This is a genomic window from Flavobacterium sp. LS1P28, assembly GCF_003970335.1.
GTDB lineage: Bacteria > Bacteroidota > Bacteroidia > Flavobacteriales > Flavobacteriaceae > Flavobacterium.
Genome location: NZ_RYDI01000001.1, coordinates 14,736 through 36,322 on the forward strand (window position 1 = coordinate 14,736; position 21,587 = coordinate 36,322).

Consider the following 21,587-nt stretch of genomic DNA (forward strand, 5'->3'; position numbering starts at 1 on the left):
AAAACGCATTCCAATGGCTCTCTTTCCTTCGCAGAGGACCATGGAAGGATTATTCAATCGTTACTTTTATCTGTTTAACTCGTTTTTTATCCACTGCTTCTATAGTAAACAGACAGTTTTCGAATGCAATTTTTTGATCTTTTTTAGGGAAATTGCCTAAAATTTCCAGAATAAATCCGGCTAATGTTTCGGCTTCTCCTTTTTTAATTTCGAATAATTCTTCATCAACATCAATAATCCGATAAAAATCTCGCAGGTTTATTTTTCCTTCAAAAAGGTAATTTTTTTCATCAATTTGAGAAAAACTAATCTGCTCATCATCAAATTCATCACTGATATCCCCAACAATTTCTTCAATAACATCCTCGAGAGAAACTAACCCTGAGGTTCCTCCATATTCATCTACCACGATCGCTAAATGACTTTTCTTGTTCTGAAAATCTTTCAGCAAATTATCCAGCTTTTTGTTTTCAGGGACAAAAAAAGGTTCTCGCAGCAATGCTTTCCAGTCAAATTCATTTGTATTAATATGCGGAAGCAAGTCTTTGACAAACAAAACGCCTTCTATCTGGTCTATATTGTCTCGATATACCGGAATTCTGGAATATCCTTTTTCTATAATTTTGGGACAAATAGCAGCAAAAGATTCTTCTATTTCTAAAGCAAAAATATCGATTCGCGGACTCATTACTTGTCTGGTATCCGTATTTCCAAAACTCACAATTCCTTCTAATATTTTTTGCTCTTCGGAAGAGGTTTCATCCGAAGCCGTAAGCTCTAAAGCCTGTGATAATTGATCAACAGAAAAATTTGTTTTTTGTTTTCCTAATTTGTTATGCAAATAAATCGTTGCTGCACGCATTGGTAAACTAATAGGCGTCAAAAGCTTATCTAAAAAGAAAATAGGGTAAGCAATAAGTTTGGCAAACTTGGTATTATTTCGACTGGCATATACTTTAGGCAAGACTTCCCCAAAGAGCAAAATCAAAAAAGTGACTACCAATACTTCCAAGATGAATTTCAATACCGGTTGGGTTATCGCTGCAAACATGCTTTTGCCAGTATATGAAAACAATATTACTATCGCTATGTTGACAAAATTATTAGCAACCAGAAGTGTGGCCAGCAGTTTTTTAGGTTTTTCTAAAAGCGCGGCAATAATTTTTCCTTTAGAATCATTCTCCTGAATGGTTTCATCAATCTCTTTTTGTGACAACGAAAACAAGGCTACTTCGGCACCTGAAATTAATGCGGAACAAAACAGCAATATGATTATTACTGTAAAACCAAATGCTAAATTAGTATCTATTGCGTAAGCAAAAAGCAAACTGGGCTCTGAGTCCAAATTGGTAAGGATTAGTTAAACACTCAAAATGGCAAGTCGTTTATAGGCAAGACATTCTTTTCGGTGTCAAAATTAGTGTTTTTCGGGACATCAGATACAGGAATTTGTTTATTACTTTCAGTGTCTTTCTTAGTTGACAGAAAAGTAAATTCGGTTACCTGAATTTCAGTGGTGTGTTTTGTACTTCCATCCTCTGACTGCCATTGACGGGATTTAATGCGTCCTTCCACGTAAATTTTATCGCCTTTAGAAAGGTATTTTTCACAAAGTTCCGCCGCTTTGTTGCGAACAACTAAATTGTGCCACTCCGTAGAAGTGATTTTTTCATTGGTGGTTTTGTTGATATACACTTCGTTTGTGGCCAACTGAAATCTTCCAATACAATTGCCTCCATCAAAATAATGCATTTTGATGTCGTCGCCAAGAAAACCAATTAGCATAACCTTGTTTAATGTTCCGTTCATTTTAGAATATGGTATTTTATCAAAGATACATTTTTTTAGAAACTCTATAAATCCTTTTCAATAAAATTATGAATCACAATTGGGAACGGAAAAGTTCTCAAAGTTTCAACGTCAATTCCGTTTTCAATTGTTCCTTCAATTTTCACTTTCCAAAACTTAATATGTAAATGCTGGTGTGACAATTTATGAAGGATACTTTTTTCGTTGTATTCTAACATACTTACGACAGTATTTTCTTTAAAATAATCCGCTTGAATAGCTTCGCTAACACAATCAAAATCCTCCTCTTTTTCGGTTTCTATCAAAGGAAATTCATAGAGATTATGCCAAATTCCTTTGTCTGTTCGTTTTTGAATTATGGTGTTGTCATTTTCATCTGCAACAACCAGATAATTAAAGTAACGGCTTCTCACTTTTAGTTTTTTAGTCTTAACAGGCAACTGATTAACTTTGTTTTTTTGCAAAGCAGCGCAACTTTCATTAAAAACACAAATACCGCAATTTGGACTTTTAGGAACACATTGCAAAGCCCCAAATTCCATAATGGCTTGATTGAAGGTTGCCGGGTTATCTTTTGGCATCAGTTCGAAAGCCAAAGCAGCGAATTCTTTTTTGGCAGAAGCCTGAGCAATATCTGTATCTATATCGAAATAACGCGATAAAACTCGGAATACATTTCCATCAACAACCGGAACGGCTTCGTTATAAGAAAAAGAAGCGATGGCCGCAGCGGTATATTCCCCAATCCCTTTTAATTTTAGTAAATCCGCATAGTTATCCGGAAATATTCCCCCTAAATCTGAGGCCACATATTGAGCCGTTTTATGCAAATTTCGCGCTCTGGAATAATATCCTAATCCCTGCCAAAGTTTCAAAACATGTTCTTCATTGGCTTTTGCTAAATCAAAAACAGTAGGAAAAGCGGCAGTAAAAGACATAAAATAAGGCATTCCTTGGGCAACGCGCGTCTGCTGCAACATGATTTCGGAGAGCCAAATAGGATACGGATCCGTAGTGTTTCGCCATGGCAAATCCCGTTTATTTTGTAAATACCATTTTATCAGCAGGTTAGAAAAATTCATTTTTAAATATTAGACTGCAAAAGTAAAAGTTTATGTGATTAAAATTTAATGAATTAGCTTGAATAATTGTTTTTTAAATTCCTATATTTGCAAACTCAAAAAAATAGTACAACATTATAAATAGGAAAGAAAATGACGAAAGCAGATATCGTAGCAAAAATTTCAGAAAAATTAGGTCTTGAAAAGGGAGATGTACAGGCAACTGTAGAGACTTTTATGAATGAAGTAAAAAATTCATTGGAAACTGGAGACAATGTTTATTTAAGAGGTTTTGGAAGTTTTATAGTGAAAACCAGAGCAGAGAAAACTGGAAGAAATATTTCTAAAAATACTACAATAAAAATTCCTGCACACAACATTCCTGCATTCAAACCTGCAAAAGTTTTTGTTGAAGGGGTGAAAATAAATAACGAAGCAAAATAATAATATTAATTAATCATAAAATCATAAGATATGCCAAGTGGTAAAAAAAGAAAGAGACATAAGGTAGCAACTCACAAACGTAAAAAAAGAGCGAGAGCTAATCGTCACAAAAAGAAAAAGTAGTTTTAAACTACTTTTTTCTTTTTAAATGTTCATTGAAATTGAAAGTTAGTAATCAGTATTCAGTTTTTAGTAGTCAGTCAACTGCGAACTTAACACTGCAAACTGCCAGCTAATTTTCCCCGGGTTCAATACCTGTTAAAAATATTGTTTAATCCATTTGTTCGCCACAGCGAATAGATAAAAATGTACAGCGTGAATAAAGAATTAATCATCCGATCTAGTTCCGAAGCCGTAGATTTTGCCTTATTAAAAGATGGAAAACTAATTGAATTACACAAAGAAGAAGAAAAAAGCAACTTCCAAGTTGGCGATATTTTTATTGCCAAAATCAGGAAACCCGTTGCCGGACTAAATGCTGCTTTTGTAAATGTTGGCTTTGAAAAAGATGCCTTTTTACATTATCATGATTTAGGACCCAATTTAGCTTCCCAACTGAAATTCATAAAACTTGTAAGCGCAGGTAAATTAAAAGATTTCTCCCTAAAAAACTTTCAGTTTGAAAAAGAAATAGACAAAGATGGTACCATTACTGATGTTTTGAGTGCCAATCAATCTGTTTTAGTACAAGTTGTCAAAGAACCTATATCTACCAAAGGACCAAGGATTAGCGCTGAGCTTTCTCTTGCCGGAAGATTTATAGTTTTGGTTCCGTTTTCTGATCGTGTTTCTATTTCTCAAAAAATAGAAGACAAAAAAGAAAAAGAACGCTTGAAACGATTAGTACAATCCATCAAACCAAAAGGATTTGGTGTTATTGTTCGCACAGTAGCCGAAGGCAAAAATACAGCCGAATTAGAAAAAGATTTGCAGAACCTGCTCAGCAGATGGACTGCAATGTGTAAAAAATTACCAACTGCTCATCATCCTTCCAAAGTATTAGGAGAACTCAATAGAGCCTCTTCGATATTAAGAGATGTATTTAATGATACCTTTAGTGGTATTCAAATTGATGATGAAGAGTTGTACAACCAAACGAAGGATTATTTGCAAGAAATTGCCCCTTCGAAACAATCAATAGTGAAGTTTTATCAATCAAATGACACACCTATTTTTGAGAAATACAACATAGAGAGACAAATCAAAACTTCTTTTGGAAAAACAGTATCCATGAGTAAAGGGGCGTATCTTATTATCGAACATACTGAAGCCTTGCACGTTATAGACGTAAACAGCGGAAACCGTTCTAATAAAGCCACCAACCAGGAAGATACAGCCATGGAAGTCAACATGATAGCAGCAGCCGAAATTGCAAGACAACTGCGTCTTCGTGATATGGGCGGAATCATTGTGGTTGATTTTATCGACATGTCGAATCCTGAAAATCGCAAAGTGTTGTTCGACTTCCTCAGGGAAGAAATGAGCGATGATAAAGCAAAACATAAGATCTTACCCCCTAGCAAATTTGGACTAGTTCAAATTACAAGACAAAGAGTGAGACCAGAAGTAAATATTAAGACCAGAGAAGAAGATCCAAACAATGAAAGTGCCGAAATTGAAGCACCAATTCAAATCATTGATAAAATCGCTTTTGATCTGGAAAGAGTATTAAAAAACCACAAAGATGTTGTGCTTAATGTACATCCGTTTGTGGCTGCATACCTTACCAAAGGTTTTCCATCATTACGTTCAAAATGGTTTCTTGAACATAAAAAGTGGGTGAAAATCATACCTCGTGATGCTTACACGTATTTAGAATATCATTTCTACGACAAAAAAGAAAATGCTGTCATAGAATAAATTATAAACCGCCTTTCGTAAGATTGGCGGTTTTTTTGTGCGTCATTGCGAGATTTTTCGAAGCAAGCGGTCATTGCGAGGCACGAAGCAATCTGGAGCTAATCCAGCTATACGTTACAATCTTTTCTTTTTTAAAGAAAAAAAGAAAAGGATTTCCACTGCTATCTGGGCTAGGGATTTGTGTAAATAGAATTATTTTCTTCTCTCCACAAAAAACCGCTTCATCAACTCCGAAGCTTCATTAGCCAAGACACCTTTCACAACAGTTGTTTTAGGATGCAATTGTGTTCCCATTTTCACAAAACCCCTATTTTCATCAGTGGCTCCATAGACAATTCTCGAAATCTGACTCCAGTACAAAGCGCCGGCGCACATCTGGCAAGGTTCCAGTGTGACGTACAGCGTACAACCCATTAAATATTTTCCGCCAAGATAATTAGCTGCGGCAGTTATGGATTGCATTTCCGCATGAGCCGTAACATCATGAAGTAATTCGGTTAAATTATGACTTCTGGCAATAACTTTATTATCAATGACAATAATGGCACCAACCGGAATTTCGCCTTTTTCAAAAGCCATTTCGGCTTCCTGCAAAGCCTTTTTCATAAAATATTCGTCGGTGAAAGGATTTATCATAGTATAAGTCCGCGAATTCGCATATTTAAGTTCTTTGCAAATCTTCGCTTTATTTTGTGATTCTTTATAAAACAAGTTTTTTATCAAATGTAAAAATACAATTTCAAATCGTACCTTTGCTTTATGTCAGATAATTTACTTTCAACCATAAACAATCCAACCGATTTACGCCTGCTTGATGAAACCCAACTTCCTCAGGTCGCTCAAGAATTACGCAATTTCATAATTGATATTGTAGCCGCAAAAGAAGGCCATCTTGGGGCCAGTTTGGGTGTTGTTGAACTCACCATCGCTTTGCATTATGTGTTTGACACACCAAATGATTTGTTGGTCTGGGATGTAGGCCATCAGGCCTATGGACATAAAATACTCACCGGCCGAAGAGAAAATTTTCATACCAACCGTCAACTAGGTGGTATTTCTGGTTTTCCAAAAAGAAGTGAAAGTATCTATGATGCTTTTGGCGTAGGACATTCTTCGACTTCCATTTCAGCAGCATTAGGAATGGCGATCGCTTCTAATTTGAAAGGCGAATACGATAAACAACACATTGCAGTGATTGGAGATGCCTCCATCGCATCAGGAATGGCTTTTGAAGGATTAAATCACGCCGGAGTTACTGATGCTAATTTACTGGTGATTCTTAATGATAACGCCATCGGTATTGACCCGAGCGTTGGTGCGTTAAAAAAGTATCTTACTGCCGTAAAAGAAGGGAAAAATCCAAGGCAGAACAACATGATTAAATCATTGAATTTTGATTATTCGGGTCCTATTGACGGGCATAATCTTTTTGCGGTTATCAAGGAACTCAAACGCTTGCAAAAAGTAAAAGGACCAAAATTTCTCCATATCATCACCACCAAAGGTAAAGGACTGCAACAAGCCGAAGAAAATCAGGTTAAATACCATGCGCCGGGGAAATTTGACGCTACAACTGGGGAAATTCACATCAAATCAGAAGAGAATTTACCGCCGAAATACCAGGATGTTTTTGGCTTGACCGTATTGGATTTGGCCCGAAAAAACGAAAAAATAATAGGAATTACACCTGCAATGCCTTCGGGAAGTTCCCTCAAATTCATGATGGAAGCTTTCCCAAAACGCGCCTTTGATGTAGGAATCGCCGAGCAACATGCCGTTACCTTAGCGGCCGGAATGGCGGCACAAGGAATGATCGTATTTTGCAATATTTATTCTACTTTTTTGCAAAGAGCATACGACCAAGTCATTCATGACGTTGCACTGCAAAACTTACCGGTAATTTTCTGTTTGGACAGAGCGGGATTAGTGGGAGAAGACGGCGCAACGCATCACGGTGTTTTTGATCTTGCTTATTTGCGCTGTATTCCTAATATGATTATCTATTCCCCCATGAACGAAATAGCGCTTCAAAACATTCTCTATACTGCACAACTGGGATTGAATCAGCCCATCGCTATCCGTTATCCAAGAGGTCGCGGTGTGATTCAGAATTGGCAAGATCAACATCTGGGAAAGTATAAAAAAATAGCAATTGGAGAAAGCATTTGTATTAAAAAAGGAACACATATCGCAGTATTATCAAATGGAACTATTGGTCACAATGTCACTTTGGCTATAGCCAAGACAGACCATCAGGAAACCATTGCCCATTATGATTTTTCATTTGTCAAACCATTAGACGAAAAAGCACTACATACCATTTTTACTAAATTTTCAACTATAATCACGCTAGAAGATGGCGTTGTAAATGGTGGTTTTGGGAGTGCTATACTTGAATTTGCTTCCCAAAATAATTACACTTCAAAAATAAAAATATTAGGCATTCCTGACGAATTTATTGAACAGGGAACAGTCGCTGAATTACAACAATATTGCAAAATTGACGTTAAAAGTCTTGAAATCCTTTTTTCAAGCTATTAAAATAATTATTTTGCACGTTTAAATTTAATCTCCCCCGTAATGAAATTACTCCCTACTGCATTTTTACTTTTTTTATTTTCAGTTTCTATAAATAGTTTTTCCCAAGAAGCAACAGTCAGTACTATGAAAACTGCACTTGAACCTGTAACAACACTCACAAAAGTAAAGAAACCGCTGACCGTAGTAGTCAATATACGAACTAAGAAACCACATGTCCCTTTATCGTATTGGACAAAAAAAAATAGTTTAGGATTTGACATATCCGAAGTCGCTTTTATCAACTGGAGTCCCGGAGGAACAAGCTCCGTTTCCGGGTTGTTCAACGGAAAATTTCTGAGAACGTATAACCGAAGCAATTACAATTGGACCAATGAACTTTTAATCCGATATGGTTTAAACAAACAAGACCGCATCGAAGTAAGAAAAACGGATGATGCCTTTTTATTAAACTCAACATTTGGTTACCGAAAAGACACCCTTTCGAATTGGTACCATTCCGCAAAATTAAATTTCAATACGCAGTTCACTAATGGTTATTCCTATCCAAATACTGAAACTGCAATATCAAAGCCCTTTGCTCCAGCTTATGCCTTCATGGGAATAGGAGCTGAGAATATAAATAAAGAGAAAAAAAGAACGTTTTATATTTCCCCATTTACATTTAAAACAACCTTGGTTTTAGATCAAAGATTAGCGAATCAAGGTGCTTTTGGTGTCTCTAAAGCCATTTACGATCTGAACGGAAATTTGATCGAAAAAGGCGAAAAATCCAGAACAGAGCTCGGATTTTTATTTACGGGTCATCTGAAAAAAGAAATTTTTAAAAATATTCATTTAGAAAATCGCCTAAGTTTATATTCTGATTATGTGAATCATTTTGGCAACATAGATATCGATTACGACCTCCAATTTGAATTAGTTGTAAACCAATACGTAAAAGCGAATATTGGCGCACATATTATTTATGATGATGACATTAAATCAAAAAGAGAAATAGCGGGAATTCAAGTCACTGAAGGCCCAAAAGTACAAGTACGGCAAGCTATAGGTGTTGGAATACAATATTTGTTTTAAAAAAATCCTGAAAAAATTTTTCAGGGCTTTAAAATTTATGCTATTAATTTTTAATTATTTTTTCAACATAATGTAAATTTTCTCCTTTTATATCCAATATATAAATCCCGGTTGCCAATGCACTTAAATCAATTGATTTTGCTCTACTGAATTCTTGGTTTTTAACATCATAAAGCACTCGTCCGTTAAGATCTATTACTTGGATATTTACCCTACCAGAGTATTGATCAATTTTAATTGTTATTGGCCCTTTGGATGGGTTTGGAAATACGCGCATCACATCACTCTCAAAGTTGTCTACCGCTAAGGCGCAATTTGGTCCTGATGCAGGTCTTGTAAAATCTTCAGCTTGATCATTCCCGACATTATTGTCTCCAGCAGATGCGTTTACTCCTAGTCCTCTGGCAGCAAAAACTTCCCAAATCAAACAGAAATCCTTACCGCCTGTTATTGCCTGATCTGCAGCTATAATAGCATTTCTTGCATCTACAAAAGTAGGACTGCAAGCTTGTAATTTGATTCCATCTAATACAATTCGCATGATTCTATTATTCCCGCCTGATCCTGTATATTTATTATTATCAAAACTATATTTATTGATATAAGCCCACGTTAAGTCCCACAGCATAGTAGCCCAAACGGAACCTACCCCGTGTACGGAGGTTTTTGATACATTATCTGTGTCAATAAACTGATAATTATTGGTAGAGGCGTATGTCATTGGATTAATCGCCCTGTCCGTAGAATACTGAAAATCTCGTATTCCCCTGCCATCTGTGGCTTGTGAAGAAACAAAAGTCCCTATTCCTCTTTTGGCACCACCAGAATCTCCAGGTTTAATTTGCATCATTAATGCAAACCAATCAGACCAGCCTTCTCCCATTTGATCCGCATTATTCAAACAACTGGAGTTATTGCTCCCACCGGCCAGACGAGTAGAAATCCCATGACCATATTCGTGTGCAATAATCCCATTATCGAAATCACCATCTGAATTTATGAAAGGAGAAGCCTCTAATTGAATCTTTATATTCACGGTTTGAGTCTGCATCTGGGTTATAATATTCTCCCCAACGGACTGAGTAACACTTATGGCAGGTATGGTAATCGATTCATCAGCTCCCGACATAATTAAATCTCCATCAGCATTATTAACAACAATTACAGCAATAGCCCCAGCATTTTGCGCCGCTTTTACTTTTACTACAAACGTACAGCTCCCTCTTCTCAGCACAACGATTTTTCCACTCATTGCCGCAGCATTAGAAGGTGCTACACACCCTTGGGAGGTGCCGCCCGTACTATCTAAGTAGAGCACTACATCAGATTGCAGGAAATTGGGAGCCACAGGCAAATCAACACGTCCTGGGTTAAAGGAGTTTTGCCTTGCTACATAACTTCCAGCAATACTTGCAGGCGAATTAATTATTATTGGCTTAATTTCTGGACCTCGATCCCACAGAAACATCTGCATTCTTCCGCTACTCCCATCCACCGGAGTTGAAAAATTAGCATTATTTAAACTCATTGGTACCACTAATGATCCATCTTGTGCATCAGCATTAACATGATCCGTATCTTTCCCGCCACGATTGTAGTTATTCACTTGGAAATTTCCATTTGCTTCATCAAAACCATATTGATACCAAACATCATGCATGACATTATTCATATAAAAAAGGTTCGTAATTGCCGCATCTATATAGGTTGATGCCTGTACATTTGTACCACCATAAGGAAAATCAAAAAGTAGTGATGCTCCACCTGAAGGGCTAAAACCCGAAGTTGAATTAGTGCTGACAAAATCCTCTTTAGCCCATACATTATTTCCTCTGGTTATCGTAAATTCATGTCCCGCCACACCATCAACATCATGCCAGCCAAAAGGAGATGCATGGCTGTTCGCTGGGTTCGAAACAAGTTGAAAAGCAGAGTGGTTGGGACTTTCAAAATTGAATGGTATCACTCGGTAGGACCCGCTAGTTGTTTGCGTTGGAGAGGCCGAAAAAATTTGTTTGTAACTGGAGTCAAATGAATTTGCCCAAGACTCATGAGAATGACTGATTGCTTTACTATGATCAAAACTGCAAGAAATAACAAAATCATTTTTTTCTAACAGTCCCCCATCAGCGGCATCAATTCTCACGCTCCATATATGGTCCTGAGTTGGTGTATAAATGGTAAAATCCCACGCCAAAATTAATTTACCATTACTGGCTTGATGAAAAACTAAATTAGCAGTGACTGGCTCCTGAATGCCTAACCCATTGCTTATTTTAAATTTATGAGCTTCTTTATTTTCTATAACAGTGAAAATTTCATCGGCTTTCATGCCCAAGAGCGAATACGCTTTAGTCAAAGCATCTACTGCTGATAATGAGGGTTTGGTTGTATTTACTTTTTTAGAAACGCCATCCACTATTCGTTTTTGAACATCAATAACTTCACTATTCTGTATTGAAAAATTAGAAACTGCCCTAAAGATTTCAATACCTTTATAACGTTGCACTACATAACAATTTTGTATTCCGGAGCTGGTCGCTCCACCATCGCTTTGTATTACCCAATCCTTAAAATCGCTTTTCGAAACATTAATTTTAGCATTAGGAGTATTTAAATATCGTTGAATAATTAAAGTGTTCGATTGTCCTAAAGCAAAAAAATGCGTTAAAAAAACTAAAAAAAGTATAATTTTTTTCATAAAAATCTAATAATTCATCAATTATAAAAGCTGAAAACAAATCTAATTTTTTTAATCTACAATAACAAATTAATGATTAGTACACAATTGTTAATTTTTAACAGCAGTAATTGTTTTATAAAACAACAACGCATTTCCATCTGTCAGTAATGAGATAAAATGACAAATATGAAGTAATCTTCCGTATAAATTTTCTTTTTCCAAATGATGCTTTTCAGGCAACATTTTCAGAATTAAAGAGTCGTAATTAGATGCATTCCCATCGAATTTATTATTGAAAGCCGTTATGAATTTATCTAACAAGGTTTGAATAATCTGGTAGCCTACAATTTCTTTCTCAATGACTTCCCGACTTTGGTAAATATTATCCACACTTATTTTGATAATATCGTCCATCTGCGCTTTGTATTTGCTCTTATCCATTATGGCATACGGGAATTTTCCGTTCAGGATCAGCACTTCATTTTCGACAAATACTTTTACGGCATCATTGATTAAACTTCCAATTGCCAAAGCGCGCAAATAACTTATTCTATCTTCTTTGGTTTCTAAGGTCTTGTATTTTGAAGTATCAATGCTGTCTTTTACCAATTTTATCAAATATTCTAAAGCAAAATCTTCGGAAACTAGTCCTAAATTGATTCCGTCTTCAAAATCAATAATGGTATAACAAATATCATCAGCCGCTTCGACTAAATACGCTAAAGGATGTCTTTCAAAACCAATATCCATCCCTGTTTTATTTGGAATCAATCCCATATCTAAAGCCACATCTTGAAAAAAAGTTTTATCCGTTTGAAAGAAACCGTATTTTTTGTCGGCAATAGCTGCGGTTGGTTTCTTCGGCAAGCTTTCTTTTGGATACTTCATAAAAGCACCCAGAGTTGCAAACGAAATTCTAAGTCCTCCTTCAATTCCGGTACGACTGGCCGTCAATACCGAAAATCCATTCGCATTTCCTTCGAAATCAATTAAATCCTGCCATTCTTTTGCCGTAAGCTGGTCCTTGTATTGTTGTCCTTTCCCAATGGAAAAATATTCACCAATTGCTTTCTCACCGGAATGCCCAAAAGGCGGATTCCCAATATCATGAGCCAATGATGCAGCGGCAACTATAGCCCCAAAATCATTCATGTGATAGCCATGCACTTCTTGCAGATGCGGATATTTCTCGATGATTTTTTTACCCACCAATCGCCCTAATGAACGTCCCACTACAGAAACTTCTAAACTGTGCGTCAATCTGGTGTGTACAAAATCAGTTTTTGACAACGGAATAACTTGTGTTTTATCCTGTAAACTTCTGAAAGCAGCCGAGAAGATAATACGGTCGTAATCCACCTCAAAACCCAATCGGGTGTCATCTTGTTCTATCCGTAATCTTTTGCCTTTGTCTCCTTGTCGTTTTAGTGATAAAAGTTGTTCCCAGTGCATCATTATATTTTTGGTTTTTACAAGGAGCTAATATAAAGAAAAGGTTGTGTTTATAAACAAAAAAACAGTCTAAAATGACTGCTAATTTTATCTTATCTACTTTCTTATTCTTCCGTAAATATTTTTTTCTTGGTTATAAACTCGTGTTTTTTCACCACATACGTTGCGGATAAAGTATCATGCAAACCTCTTTCTGTTTTACCCAGAAATGAAAAAGGGTCCATAGGATTAAGGCGGGATACTGCTCGTATCATAAAGTTTTTGGTATTGGGTTTAGATCCATCAACTCGTACTACAATAGTTTTGGTGAAATACTTAGCGAAGGTTCTGGAGAAGTACATCTCCGTAAATACATAGTAAAAAAACAAAATAATAAGCCCAAAGAATAAATTTTCAATCAAACTTAATGATGAAACCCAATTCGATGCCCCATGACTGTTTGTTGTATCTCCAATTATATTAATGGTAGCGACAATACTTATTGCTATAATATAAATAATCAATATATCGATAAGTAGATTCAGGAGACGCTGGCTTTTGGAAGCTAATAAATCATCTGTAATAGTAAATTTTTTATTTTCCATTTTTTATCGTTTTGATTATTATAAAAAAGTCTTCAAGGCTAATAACTATCTCAAATATAGTGAATTGTTTACAAATATTACTGTTAAATCTTGGTGTTTTAGCCCCGATTAAAGTGAAAATCCTTTTTATTCGCCTTTTTTTGGTGAATAAAAAGATTGCAACGGAAAGCGGAAGATAGCTCCAAAAAAAAAGCAGTTATCATTACAATAACTGCTTTTAAATTTAAATACTTTTTTTAATTCGAATCTTAAAACAACTTCCGTCTGTTTTACAAATTCTTCTTCCATCTCTCGTTGTGATACATTTTCTAAAAATGTACTCAAAACTATCATCCTGTTTTGGACTCATATTTGAAAAATATTAAAATTTAACAATAAAGAAGTCCTTTTTTTACCAAAAAATTTTATATTTGAAGTCTCAAACAAATACACTTTTGGCTATAGAATAGAACTTCAATTCTATTATCTATAATTAATTAAAAAAAGGCTTCAACTCCAATTGAAGCCTTTTTTATTTTATTTAACTCCCACACATTTCACATTCGTCAGGACCTGCATTTTTAGACAATTCAAGCATAGCTCTATATTCATCCGAAGTCATTTCTACTGCTTCAGCGACTGCAGGAATAACGATTGATTGCTCCTTGATTTCGATTGGCTCCGCTTTTTTATCATTGTTTAATGTAAATTTAATCGCATCTACCGCAGCTTTTGTTCTCAAATAATACATTCCCGTTTTTAATCCGGATTGCCATGCATAGAAATGCATTGATGTCAATTTAGAATAATTGGCGTTTTGCATGAATAAGTTCAACGATTGGGATTGATCCACAAAATAACCACGCTGACGTGACATATCGATAATGTCTTTCATAGACATTTCCCAAACTGTTTTGTACAATTCTTTCAAGTCTTGCGGAATATTCAGGTCTTGAACCGAACCGTTATTTCGCATTAATTCTTGTTTCAACGTTTCGTTCCACAAACCACGCTCCACTAAATCGTGCAACAAGTGTTTGTTTACCACAATAAATTCTCCCGAAAGGACTCTTCTGGTGTAAATATTAGAAGTATAGGGTTCGAATGCTTCGTTGTTACCCAAGATCTGAGAAGTCGAAGCAGTTGGCATTGGCGCCACTAACAACGAGTTTCTCACTCCGTGTTCCATCACTTCTTTTCGCAAGGAAGCCCAGTCCCAACGACCAGATAATTCCTCATCTTTCATTCCCCACAAATTGTATTGGAATTCTCCTTGAGAAATTGGAGAGCCTTTAAATGTCGAATAAGGACCTTCTTCTTTGGCCATTTCCATTGAAGCGGTTACCGCAGCAAAGTATAATGTTTCAAAAATTTCCTGATTTAGTTTTTTAGCTTCGTCGCTCGTAAACGGCAAACGCAACATAATGAAAGCATCGGCTAATCCTTGTACTCCAAGACCAATTGGCCTGTGGCGTTTATTAGAATTCTCTCCCTCGATTACCGGATAATAATTCCTATCAATTACTTTATTTAAGTTTCTAGTTACCCGTTTTGTAACGGTATACATCAATTCATGGTCAAACTTTCCATTAGAAACAAACATCGGCAAGGAAAGAGAAGCTAGATTACAAACTGCAATTTCATCTTTGGATGTAAATTCCATAATCTCGGTACACAAATTCGAAGAACGAATCGTCCCCAAATTTTTCTGGTTTGATTTTCTATTAACTGCATCTTTATACAACATGTAAGGCGTTCCGGTTTCGATTTGCGATTCTAGAATTTTCTCCCACAGTTCATGTGCTTTAATGGTTTTTCTACCTTTTCCACGTTTCTCGTAATCAATGTACATGGCTTCAAATTCTTCTCCATACACATCATATAATCCTGGACATTCATTAGGACACATCAACGTCCAATAACTGTCTTCTTGTACTCTTTTCATAAATAAATCAGACGTCCACATCGCAAAAAACAAATCTCTGGCGCGCATTTCTTCTTTTCCGGTATTCTTTTTTAAGTCCAAAAATTCGAAAATATCTGCATGCCACGTTTCGATGTATATTGCAAAACTACCTTTACGTTTTCCACCACCTTGATCTACATAACGCGCCGTATCATTAAAAACACGCAACATCGGAACAATCCCGTTTGAGGTACCATTGGTTCCACGAATGTAAGAACCCGTCGCTCTCACATTGTGAATAGAAAGCCCGACACCGCCAGCTGATTGCGAAATTTTAGCCGTTTGTTTCAACGTATCATAAATCCCATCAATACTATCGTCTTGCATCGCAAGAAGGAAACAAGAAGACATTTGAGGTTTTGGAGTACCTGCATTAAATAATGTAGGCGTTGCATGCGTAAAGAATTTTTTCGACATTAAGTCGTATGTCTCAATCACCGATTCTAAATCATCTAAGTGGATCCCAACCGAAACACGCATTAACATGTGTTGCGGACGCTCCACTATTTTGCCGTTTATTTTAAGCAAATATGATCTTTCCAAGGTTTTAAACCCAAAATAATCATAATTAAAATCTCTATTGTATATCACATGGGAATCTAAAAATTCAGCATTTTTCATAATCACCTGATGTACTTCCTCAGATAACAAAGGTGCATCTTGTCCATTTCTCGGGTTTACATAATGAAACATATCGTTCATTGTTTCCGAAAATGATTTTTTAGTATTGGAATGCAAATTCGAAATTGCAATTCTCGCCGCCAATTGTGCATAATCAGGATGCGCAATAGTCATTGAAGCCGCAGTTTCGGCTGCTAAATTATCTAATTCTGACGTAGAAACTCCATCATAAAGCCCTTCAATTACTCGCATTGCGACTTTCACGGCATCTACTAAATCATTTAAACCATAGCATAGTTTTTTAATTCTATCTGTGATTTTGTCGAACATTACCGGCTCTTTGTGGCCATCTCTTTTTACTACGTACATACTTTTATTTGTTTTTTAAAACAGAAAATCCCTTCGCTGTTTTTCGTTATTTGTTAGTCATTGCGAGGAACGAAACAATCTCAATTATTGTTTCATTTGCTCAATTTTTTTTGGAGCCATATCCAGCTATCCATTTCAATCTTTCTAGTCCTGAAAAAAGTTCAGGACTAGAAAGGATTTCCATTACTATCTGGGCTAATCAGTATTAGAAACAAAAAGAAATCAGTAAATCATTTAAGATTTAAAAAATCAAAATATTTCTTTAACATTAAAATATTTAGAAAAATTAAGACAAAACTTAATCGATCTTAATTCCTTCATGGTTTGATAAAAATCTAAAAATCGGCGTCAAAAGATATTTTTTGAGCATCACCATCTGTGTTCATTACACCTGCTTTTTGATATTCAGCCACTTTCTTTTCAAAGAAATTTGTTTTTCCTTGAAGCGAAATCATATCCATAAAATCAAATGGGTTTGTAGTATTATATTCTCTGTCGCAACCTAATTCCACTAACAATCTGTCAGCAACAAATTCTAAATATTGTGTCATCAATACGGCATTCATTCCTATCAAACTTACCGGAAGTGACTCGGTGATAAATTCTCTTTCAATATTTAAAGCATCTACAATAATGCTTCTGATTCTTTCTTTTGGCACTTTATTCACCAAGTGATGGTTGTGTAAATGCACGGCAAAATCACAGTGCACTCCTTCATCACGAGAAATCAATTCGTTAGAAAACGTCAATCCTGGCATTAAACCCCGTTTTTTTAACCAATAAATCGAGCAAAATGCTCCCGAAAAGAAAATTCCTTCCACTGCTGCAAAAGCAATCAAACGTTCTGCAAATGAATCCGATTCAATCCATTGCAAAGCCCAGTCCGCTTTTTTCTTAATCGCCGGAAAAACCTCTAAAGCATTGAATAATTCATCTTTCTCCACTTCATCTTTTACATAGGTATCAATCAATAACGAATAGGTTTCGCTGTGAATGTTTTCCATCATAATTTGAAAACCGTAAAAGAATTTCGCTTCCGCATATTGCACTTCGTTTACAAAATTTTCTGCCAGATTTTCATTTACAATGCCATCTGAAGCAGCAAAAAATGCCAAAATGTGCTTCACAAAATAACGCTCATCATCCGAGAGTTTGTTGTTCCAGTCATTTAAATCCTGTGACAAATCGATTTCTTCAGCCGTCCAGAAACTGGCTTCCATACTTTTATAAAATTCCCAAATGTCATGGTGTTTGATAGGAAAAATTACGAAACGATTTTTATTTTCTTGTAAAATTGGTTCAACTTGAGTCATTATAATTGTTTGTTTTTTTGAGGTTTTAACAAATTTTTAAGCTTTTTGAGAGATACAAAGATTGTAAAATATTGCGGTTAATAAAAGCCAAACTTATTCACAATCCCCTATAGTTTTTAACAAATAGAAAAATTAAGATATTTTTCATACAAATTTTAAAACACTTAAATTCAGTATTTTAAATAATAATTAAAGGAATGAAGCACCGTAAAATATAGTTTTTTTAAATAATTAAACAAGAAAAACAGAATTCTTATTTACTTATTTTTTCATGTCTTGCGCCACCTTTTCAAGTTCAGCATACCAGTCTTCGCCAAATTTACGAATCAGGGCTTCTTTGACAAATTTGTATACCGGAACTTCAAGTTCCTGACCTAAAGAGCAGGCGGGATCACAAATATCCCATTTGTCATAATTAACAGCGGCAAACTCCGTAAAATCTTTCACCCGAACTGGATACAAATGACAAGAAACTGGTTTTTTCCAACTAATTGCTCCTTGATTATAGGCTTGTTCAATACCACACAGAGCGGTCTTACCGTCAAATATTGCGTAGGCACAATCTTTGTCGTCAATCAATGGCGTTTCAAGATCACCATCGGTACCTTTTACCCAAGTTCCTTGCGCTTCAATTGCAGCAATTCCTTGTTTGCGTAAAAAAGGCTTGATCTTTGGATAAATAGATTCGAGGATTTGAGTCTCCTCAAAACTCAATGGTGCACCAGCGTCACCATCTACGCAACAAGCGCCTTTACAAGCAGTCAAATTACAAACAAAATCTTTTTCGAGTAAGTCTTCTGAGACTATGGTTTTTCCTAGTTGAAACATTCTGCAAAGATATTCAAGAAATTTGAAAAAGCACCTCAGCAACTCATAAATTCGTAAACAAAACCGAATAAAATTAAAACGAATTTACCTAATTTTATACTCCTGATTTTTTAACTTCGTTTACTTTTGTTTTCAAACTTATACAAACAATTGCATTTTTTATTTCTTTACAGTTCATCCTCTTTCACCAACCAAAAACACAGAACCATTTGAAATGGTTTTAAAAAATATTGAGTATTAATTGCCTTAGTTGTGCCCTAAAAACGATAAAAATCAAACTGTTACTTTTTTAGGACTATGAAATACAGGTCAACTATTCCCTCCTGGGAAAAAAATCTTCTCAAAAAAAAAGGCATTAAAATTAAAAAATCTACTCCTCCAATAATCAGGGAAATTATCTACTTTTACCATAAATAAAAAAAGTCTGTTATGGAATTCGATATTCGCGAAATAATCACCGTAGGAATGGTACTTTTTGCCGTAATTGACATCGTGGGATCCATCCCGATTATCATTGATTTAAGAGCAAAACACGGACATATTGAATCCGAAAAAGCATCCATTGTAGCCGCCGTCATCATGATTGTTTTTCTTTTTGCCGGAGAAGAACTCTTAAAACTAATTGGAATCGATGTCAATTCTTTTGCTGTAGCCGGATCCTTTGTGTTGTTTTTCTTGGCATTAGAGATGATTTTAGGAATTCGGATTTACCGGGACGAAGAAGCCAGCTCTGCCTCAATTGTTCCCCTTGCCTTCCCTTTGATTGCTGGAGCCGGAACAATGACCACTTTACTCTCTTTACGCTCCCAATTTTATACCATAAATATTGTAATTGCCATTTTATTAAATATCATTTTGGTCTATATCGTTTTAAAATCATCCTCAAAAATAGAAAAATTATTAGGCGAAAACGGACTTGGTGTAATCAGAAAGACTTTTGGCGTAGTACTTCTGGCGATTGCTGTTAAATTATTCGCTGCGAATGTTAAAGGTTTGTTTGTCTAAAATATAATTTCCTAAATTTACCCTTAAATTATTGTAAAATAAAAAATCTGATTTTTTTGGAGCATTTTATTCTAAATAAATAACCCCTCCAAACATCTGCATTTTTTACCAAAAACAAAAACATCTTATGAAAATTTTCACTAACATCTTGGTATTTTTAGCAATAGCGCTAATCCTATTTAATGTTACTTTACTGGATTTCAAAAATCCATTTCAAGGAGATAGCGTAGTTGCATTTATTGGAATGGCAGCCTCTTTTTGTGCTGTATTGATTCTTCTAATATTCAGAATGTCAAAGAAAATAGAAGAAAAAACAAACGAAAAATAGCCTTGGTCTTTGATGTACTTATCCTTGGCGGTGGCGTATCTGGCATGTCATGCGCTCTAGTTTTGGGTTCTGCAAACAACAAACACTTTGTGTCTAATAAAAAAATCGGGGTGTTTACCCATCAAAAAACCTCTGCCCTTAAGGAAGCGCTATTCAATAATGTCTACGGAATCCCTGCAGGCACATTAGGCGCTGATTTATTGAAAGAAAGCACAGGACATCTTTTAGAAAAATATCCGCACATTACACAAATTCCCAACGAAAAAGTACTAAAAATTGAGGGCACCGCTCCTGAGTTTGCTGTAACTACAAATAAAAAAACCTACAAGACCCGCATAATTGTTGTAGGTGTCGGATCTGCAAATACTTTTGCTATTGAAGGTTTAATGCCATCTGTAGAACCACATCAAAAATCCCTTCCCGAAAAACAACGAATCCAACTCAAAAACAGCGATCACAAAGTCAAGGAAGGCATTTACGTGATAGGCACTTTAGCCGGATGGAGAAGCCAACTGGCCATTGCTGCAGGCAGTGGAGCTGCAGTAGCAACAGATATTCTAACTTTATGGAATGGCGGAATTCAGACTCATGCTCATGATAGCATTAGATAAATAGAATTTCATTCTGGAAAATCTCTCAAAAAATAGTGTTAGGTTTACACCTTCAATTCACTGTTTTATGGGATCATTTTTTTTGGGACTGGCAAGACTTCTGATTTTTATCGGATTTGTTTCTGTTTTTTCGATTGTGTTTTTTCTTTTTTCTTTTTTTCGAAGCAACGAAATTAACGCCCAAAAAGCTCTTATCCTGCGGGACTTTATAATTCGCACCTCAAATACCCTTTTGGGCATACGCACTATTATCTATGGCGACAAGCCGAAAGTTCAAGGACTAATCGTAGCCAATCACCGTTCCTATTTTGACCCAATTGTTATCGTAAACCAAATACATGCTTTTCCTGTAGGGAAAAAAGAAGTTGCCTCATGGCCTATGATTGGCTACATCTGCAAAATATCCGGCGTTTTATTTGTAGATAGAAAGTGTCCAAAAAGCCGACAAGAAACCGCCGAAAATATCCGAGAAGTTCTTGCCAAAGGATATTCGATCATTAATTTTCCAGAGGGAACAACAGCGGATTTGCCAACAACTCTTGATTTCAATTACGGCTCTTTTGTAATGGCTACTAAGATTAAAGCCGCCGTAATTCCTATTGCAATAGATTATAAAGAAAAAACAGACGCTTTTATTGGTGACGACACTTTCATTCCGCATTTTTTAAAATGCTTTGGAAAACGGACCACTGAAATTAAAATAACTTATTTTCCGGCTATTTATTCTGAAGATGCAGCCTGTTTATTAAGTACGTCAAAGAAAATGATAGATAACGAACTCATTCGATATAGAAAAGATTGGGACAATCAAAATTAATTTTCCTTTTAAGGACAAACAAAATCAAGAGTGAAATTTTCTAATTAAGCATCAATTCCTAAGCTGATAAGCATCTCAACAATAGCTTCATTTAGTGCCACTTTCTTTAAAACAGCTTTAATTCCTTCTACATTTTTTTGTTCCAGAGCATTATCAAAGTCATTTATAAGACCTCCAACATACAAACGCTCATTAACTGTCATTCCAGAAAACTTACTTTCCATACTGTGAAATATAGTGAT

19 protein-coding genes are annotated in these 21,587 nt (G+C 35.6%); 8 read left to right on the plus strand and 11 right to left on the minus strand.

Annotated elements, in window-relative coordinates; all coding sequences use genetic code 11:
* Positions 1-49: 49 nt before the first annotated feature.
* From EKL97_RS00050 to mutY, 3 genes are read right to left on the minus strand one after another with little or no spacing between them, the layout of a single operon-like run.
* Entirely contained in the window at positions 50-1,345 is a 1,296-nt protein-coding gene (locus EKL97_RS00050) for a gliding motility-associated protein GldE (RefSeq protein ID WP_126561466.1), read from the minus strand.
* A gap of 23 nt (positions 1,346-1,368) precedes the next feature.
* Complete coding sequence (locus tag EKL97_RS00055) at positions 1,369-1,809, minus strand: single-stranded DNA-binding protein (RefSeq protein ID WP_126457570.1); 441 nt, start codon at positions 1,807-1,809, stop codon at positions 1,369-1,371.
* Positions 1,810-1,853: 44 nt separating this feature from the next.
* Positions 1,854-2,891, minus strand: coding sequence for an A/G-specific adenine glycosylase (gene mutY / locus EKL97_RS00060; protein WP_126567696.1), 1,038 nt, complete (start codon positions 2,889-2,891; stop codon positions 1,854-1,856).
* Positions 2,892-3,023: 132 nt separating this feature from the next.
* Here mutY and EKL97_RS00065 point away from each other — a divergent pair, with 132 nt between their 5' ends.
* Positions 3,024-3,314 carry an HU family DNA-binding protein gene (locus tag EKL97_RS00065; RefSeq protein ID WP_016989051.1) on the plus strand — a complete coding sequence of 97 codons (291 nt, stop codon included), beginning with the start codon at positions 3,024-3,026 and terminating at the stop codon, positions 3,312-3,314.
* A 315-nt stretch (positions 3,315-3,629) separates the two neighbouring features.
* Positions 3,630-5,174 (plus strand): ribonuclease E/G, encoded by a 1,545-nt coding sequence (locus EKL97_RS00070; protein WP_126455129.1) that lies wholly within the window; start codon positions 3,630-3,632, stop codon positions 5,172-5,174.
* A gap of 192 nt (positions 5,175-5,366) precedes the next feature.
* On the opposite strand, the gene EKL97_RS00075 is transcribed toward EKL97_RS00070, so the two are convergent.
* Positions 5,367-5,810: a nucleoside deaminase gene (locus tag EKL97_RS00075; RefSeq protein WP_126455127.1), complete on the minus strand. Its 444-nt coding sequence runs from the start codon at positions 5,808-5,810 to the stop codon at positions 5,367-5,369.
* A 123-nt stretch (positions 5,811-5,933) separates the two neighbouring features.
* Here EKL97_RS00075 and EKL97_RS00080 point away from each other — a divergent pair, with 123 nt between their 5' ends.
* The gene (locus EKL97_RS00080) at positions 5,934-7,715 is read left to right on the plus strand and encodes a 1-deoxy-D-xylulose-5-phosphate synthase (RefSeq protein ID WP_126567698.1); all 1,782 of its coding nucleotides are present in this window, start codon (positions 5,934-5,936) and stop codon (positions 7,713-7,715) included.
* Positions 7,716-7,838: 123 nt separating this feature from the next.
* A complete protein-coding gene (locus EKL97_RS00085) occupies positions 7,839-8,789 on the plus strand; it encodes a DUF3078 domain-containing protein (RefSeq protein WP_317125224.1) in 951 nt (316 codons plus the stop codon).
* A 43-nt stretch (positions 8,790-8,832) separates the two neighbouring features.
* On the opposite strand, the gene EKL97_RS00090 is transcribed toward EKL97_RS00085, so the two are convergent.
* From EKL97_RS00090 to EKL97_RS00115, 6 genes are all read right to left on the minus strand, one after another.
* On the minus strand, positions 8,833-11,490 hold the full coding sequence (locus tag EKL97_RS00090; RefSeq protein WP_126567701.1) for a T9SS-dependent M36 family metallopeptidase: 2,658 nt from the start codon (positions 11,488-11,490) through the stop codon (positions 8,833-8,835).
* Positions 11,491-11,580: 90 nt separating this feature from the next.
* Positions 11,581-12,924, minus strand: a complete 1,344-nt coding sequence (dgt, locus tag EKL97_RS00095) for a dGTP triphosphohydrolase (protein WP_126567934.1) — start codon at positions 12,922-12,924, stop codon at positions 11,581-11,583.
* Between the two features lie 104 nt (positions 12,925-13,028).
* Positions 13,029-13,508 carry an RDD family protein gene (locus tag EKL97_RS00100; RefSeq protein ID WP_126567702.1) on the minus strand — a complete coding sequence of 160 codons (480 nt, stop codon included), beginning with the start codon at positions 13,506-13,508 and terminating at the stop codon, positions 13,029-13,031.
* A 520-nt stretch (positions 13,509-14,028) separates the two neighbouring features.
* Entirely contained in the window at positions 14,029-16,443 is a 2,415-nt protein-coding gene (locus tag EKL97_RS00105; protein ID WP_126567704.1) for a ribonucleoside-diphosphate reductase subunit alpha, read from the minus strand.
* Between the two features lie 335 nt (positions 16,444-16,778).
* Positions 16,779-17,756: a ribonucleotide-diphosphate reductase subunit beta gene (locus EKL97_RS00110; RefSeq protein ID WP_126457579.1), complete on the minus strand. Its 978-nt coding sequence runs from the start codon at positions 17,754-17,756 to the stop codon at positions 16,779-16,781.
* Positions 17,757-18,017: 261 nt separating this feature from the next.
* Positions 18,018-18,584, minus strand: coding sequence for a DUF3109 family protein (locus EKL97_RS00115; protein ID WP_126456402.1), 567 nt, complete (start codon positions 18,582-18,584; stop codon positions 18,018-18,020).
* A 429-nt stretch (positions 18,585-19,013) separates the two neighbouring features.
* Between EKL97_RS00115 and EKL97_RS00120 the strand changes: the two genes are divergently transcribed.
* The 4 genes from EKL97_RS00120 to EKL97_RS00135 all read left to right on the plus strand — a co-directional run bounded on the left by EKL97_RS00120 (position 19,014) and on the right by EKL97_RS00135 (position 21,345).
* Complete coding sequence (locus EKL97_RS00120; RefSeq protein WP_126457580.1) at positions 19,014-19,589, plus strand: MarC family protein; 576 nt, start codon at positions 19,014-19,016, stop codon at positions 19,587-19,589.
* Between the two features lie 127 nt (positions 19,590-19,716).
* On the plus strand, positions 19,717-19,917 hold the full coding sequence (locus EKL97_RS00125; protein ID WP_126456406.1) for a hypothetical protein: 201 nt from the start codon (positions 19,717-19,719) through the stop codon (positions 19,915-19,917).
* Positions 19,918-19,961: 44 nt separating this feature from the next.
* Entirely contained in the window at positions 19,962-20,528 is a 567-nt protein-coding gene (locus tag EKL97_RS00130) for an NAD(P)/FAD-dependent oxidoreductase (protein ID WP_126563654.1), read from the plus strand.
* A 67-nt stretch (positions 20,529-20,595) separates the two neighbouring features.
* Positions 20,596-21,345 (plus strand): lysophospholipid acyltransferase family protein, encoded by a 750-nt coding sequence (locus tag EKL97_RS00135; protein WP_126567706.1) that lies wholly within the window; start codon positions 20,596-20,598, stop codon positions 21,343-21,345.
* A 44-nt stretch (positions 21,346-21,389) separates the two neighbouring features.
* On the opposite strand, the gene EKL97_RS00140 is transcribed toward EKL97_RS00135, so the two are convergent.
* Positions 21,390-21,569 (minus strand): hypothetical protein, encoded by a 180-nt coding sequence (locus tag EKL97_RS00140; RefSeq protein ID WP_126567707.1) that lies wholly within the window; start codon positions 21,567-21,569, stop codon positions 21,390-21,392.
* Positions 21,570-21,587 lie beyond the last annotated feature (18 nt).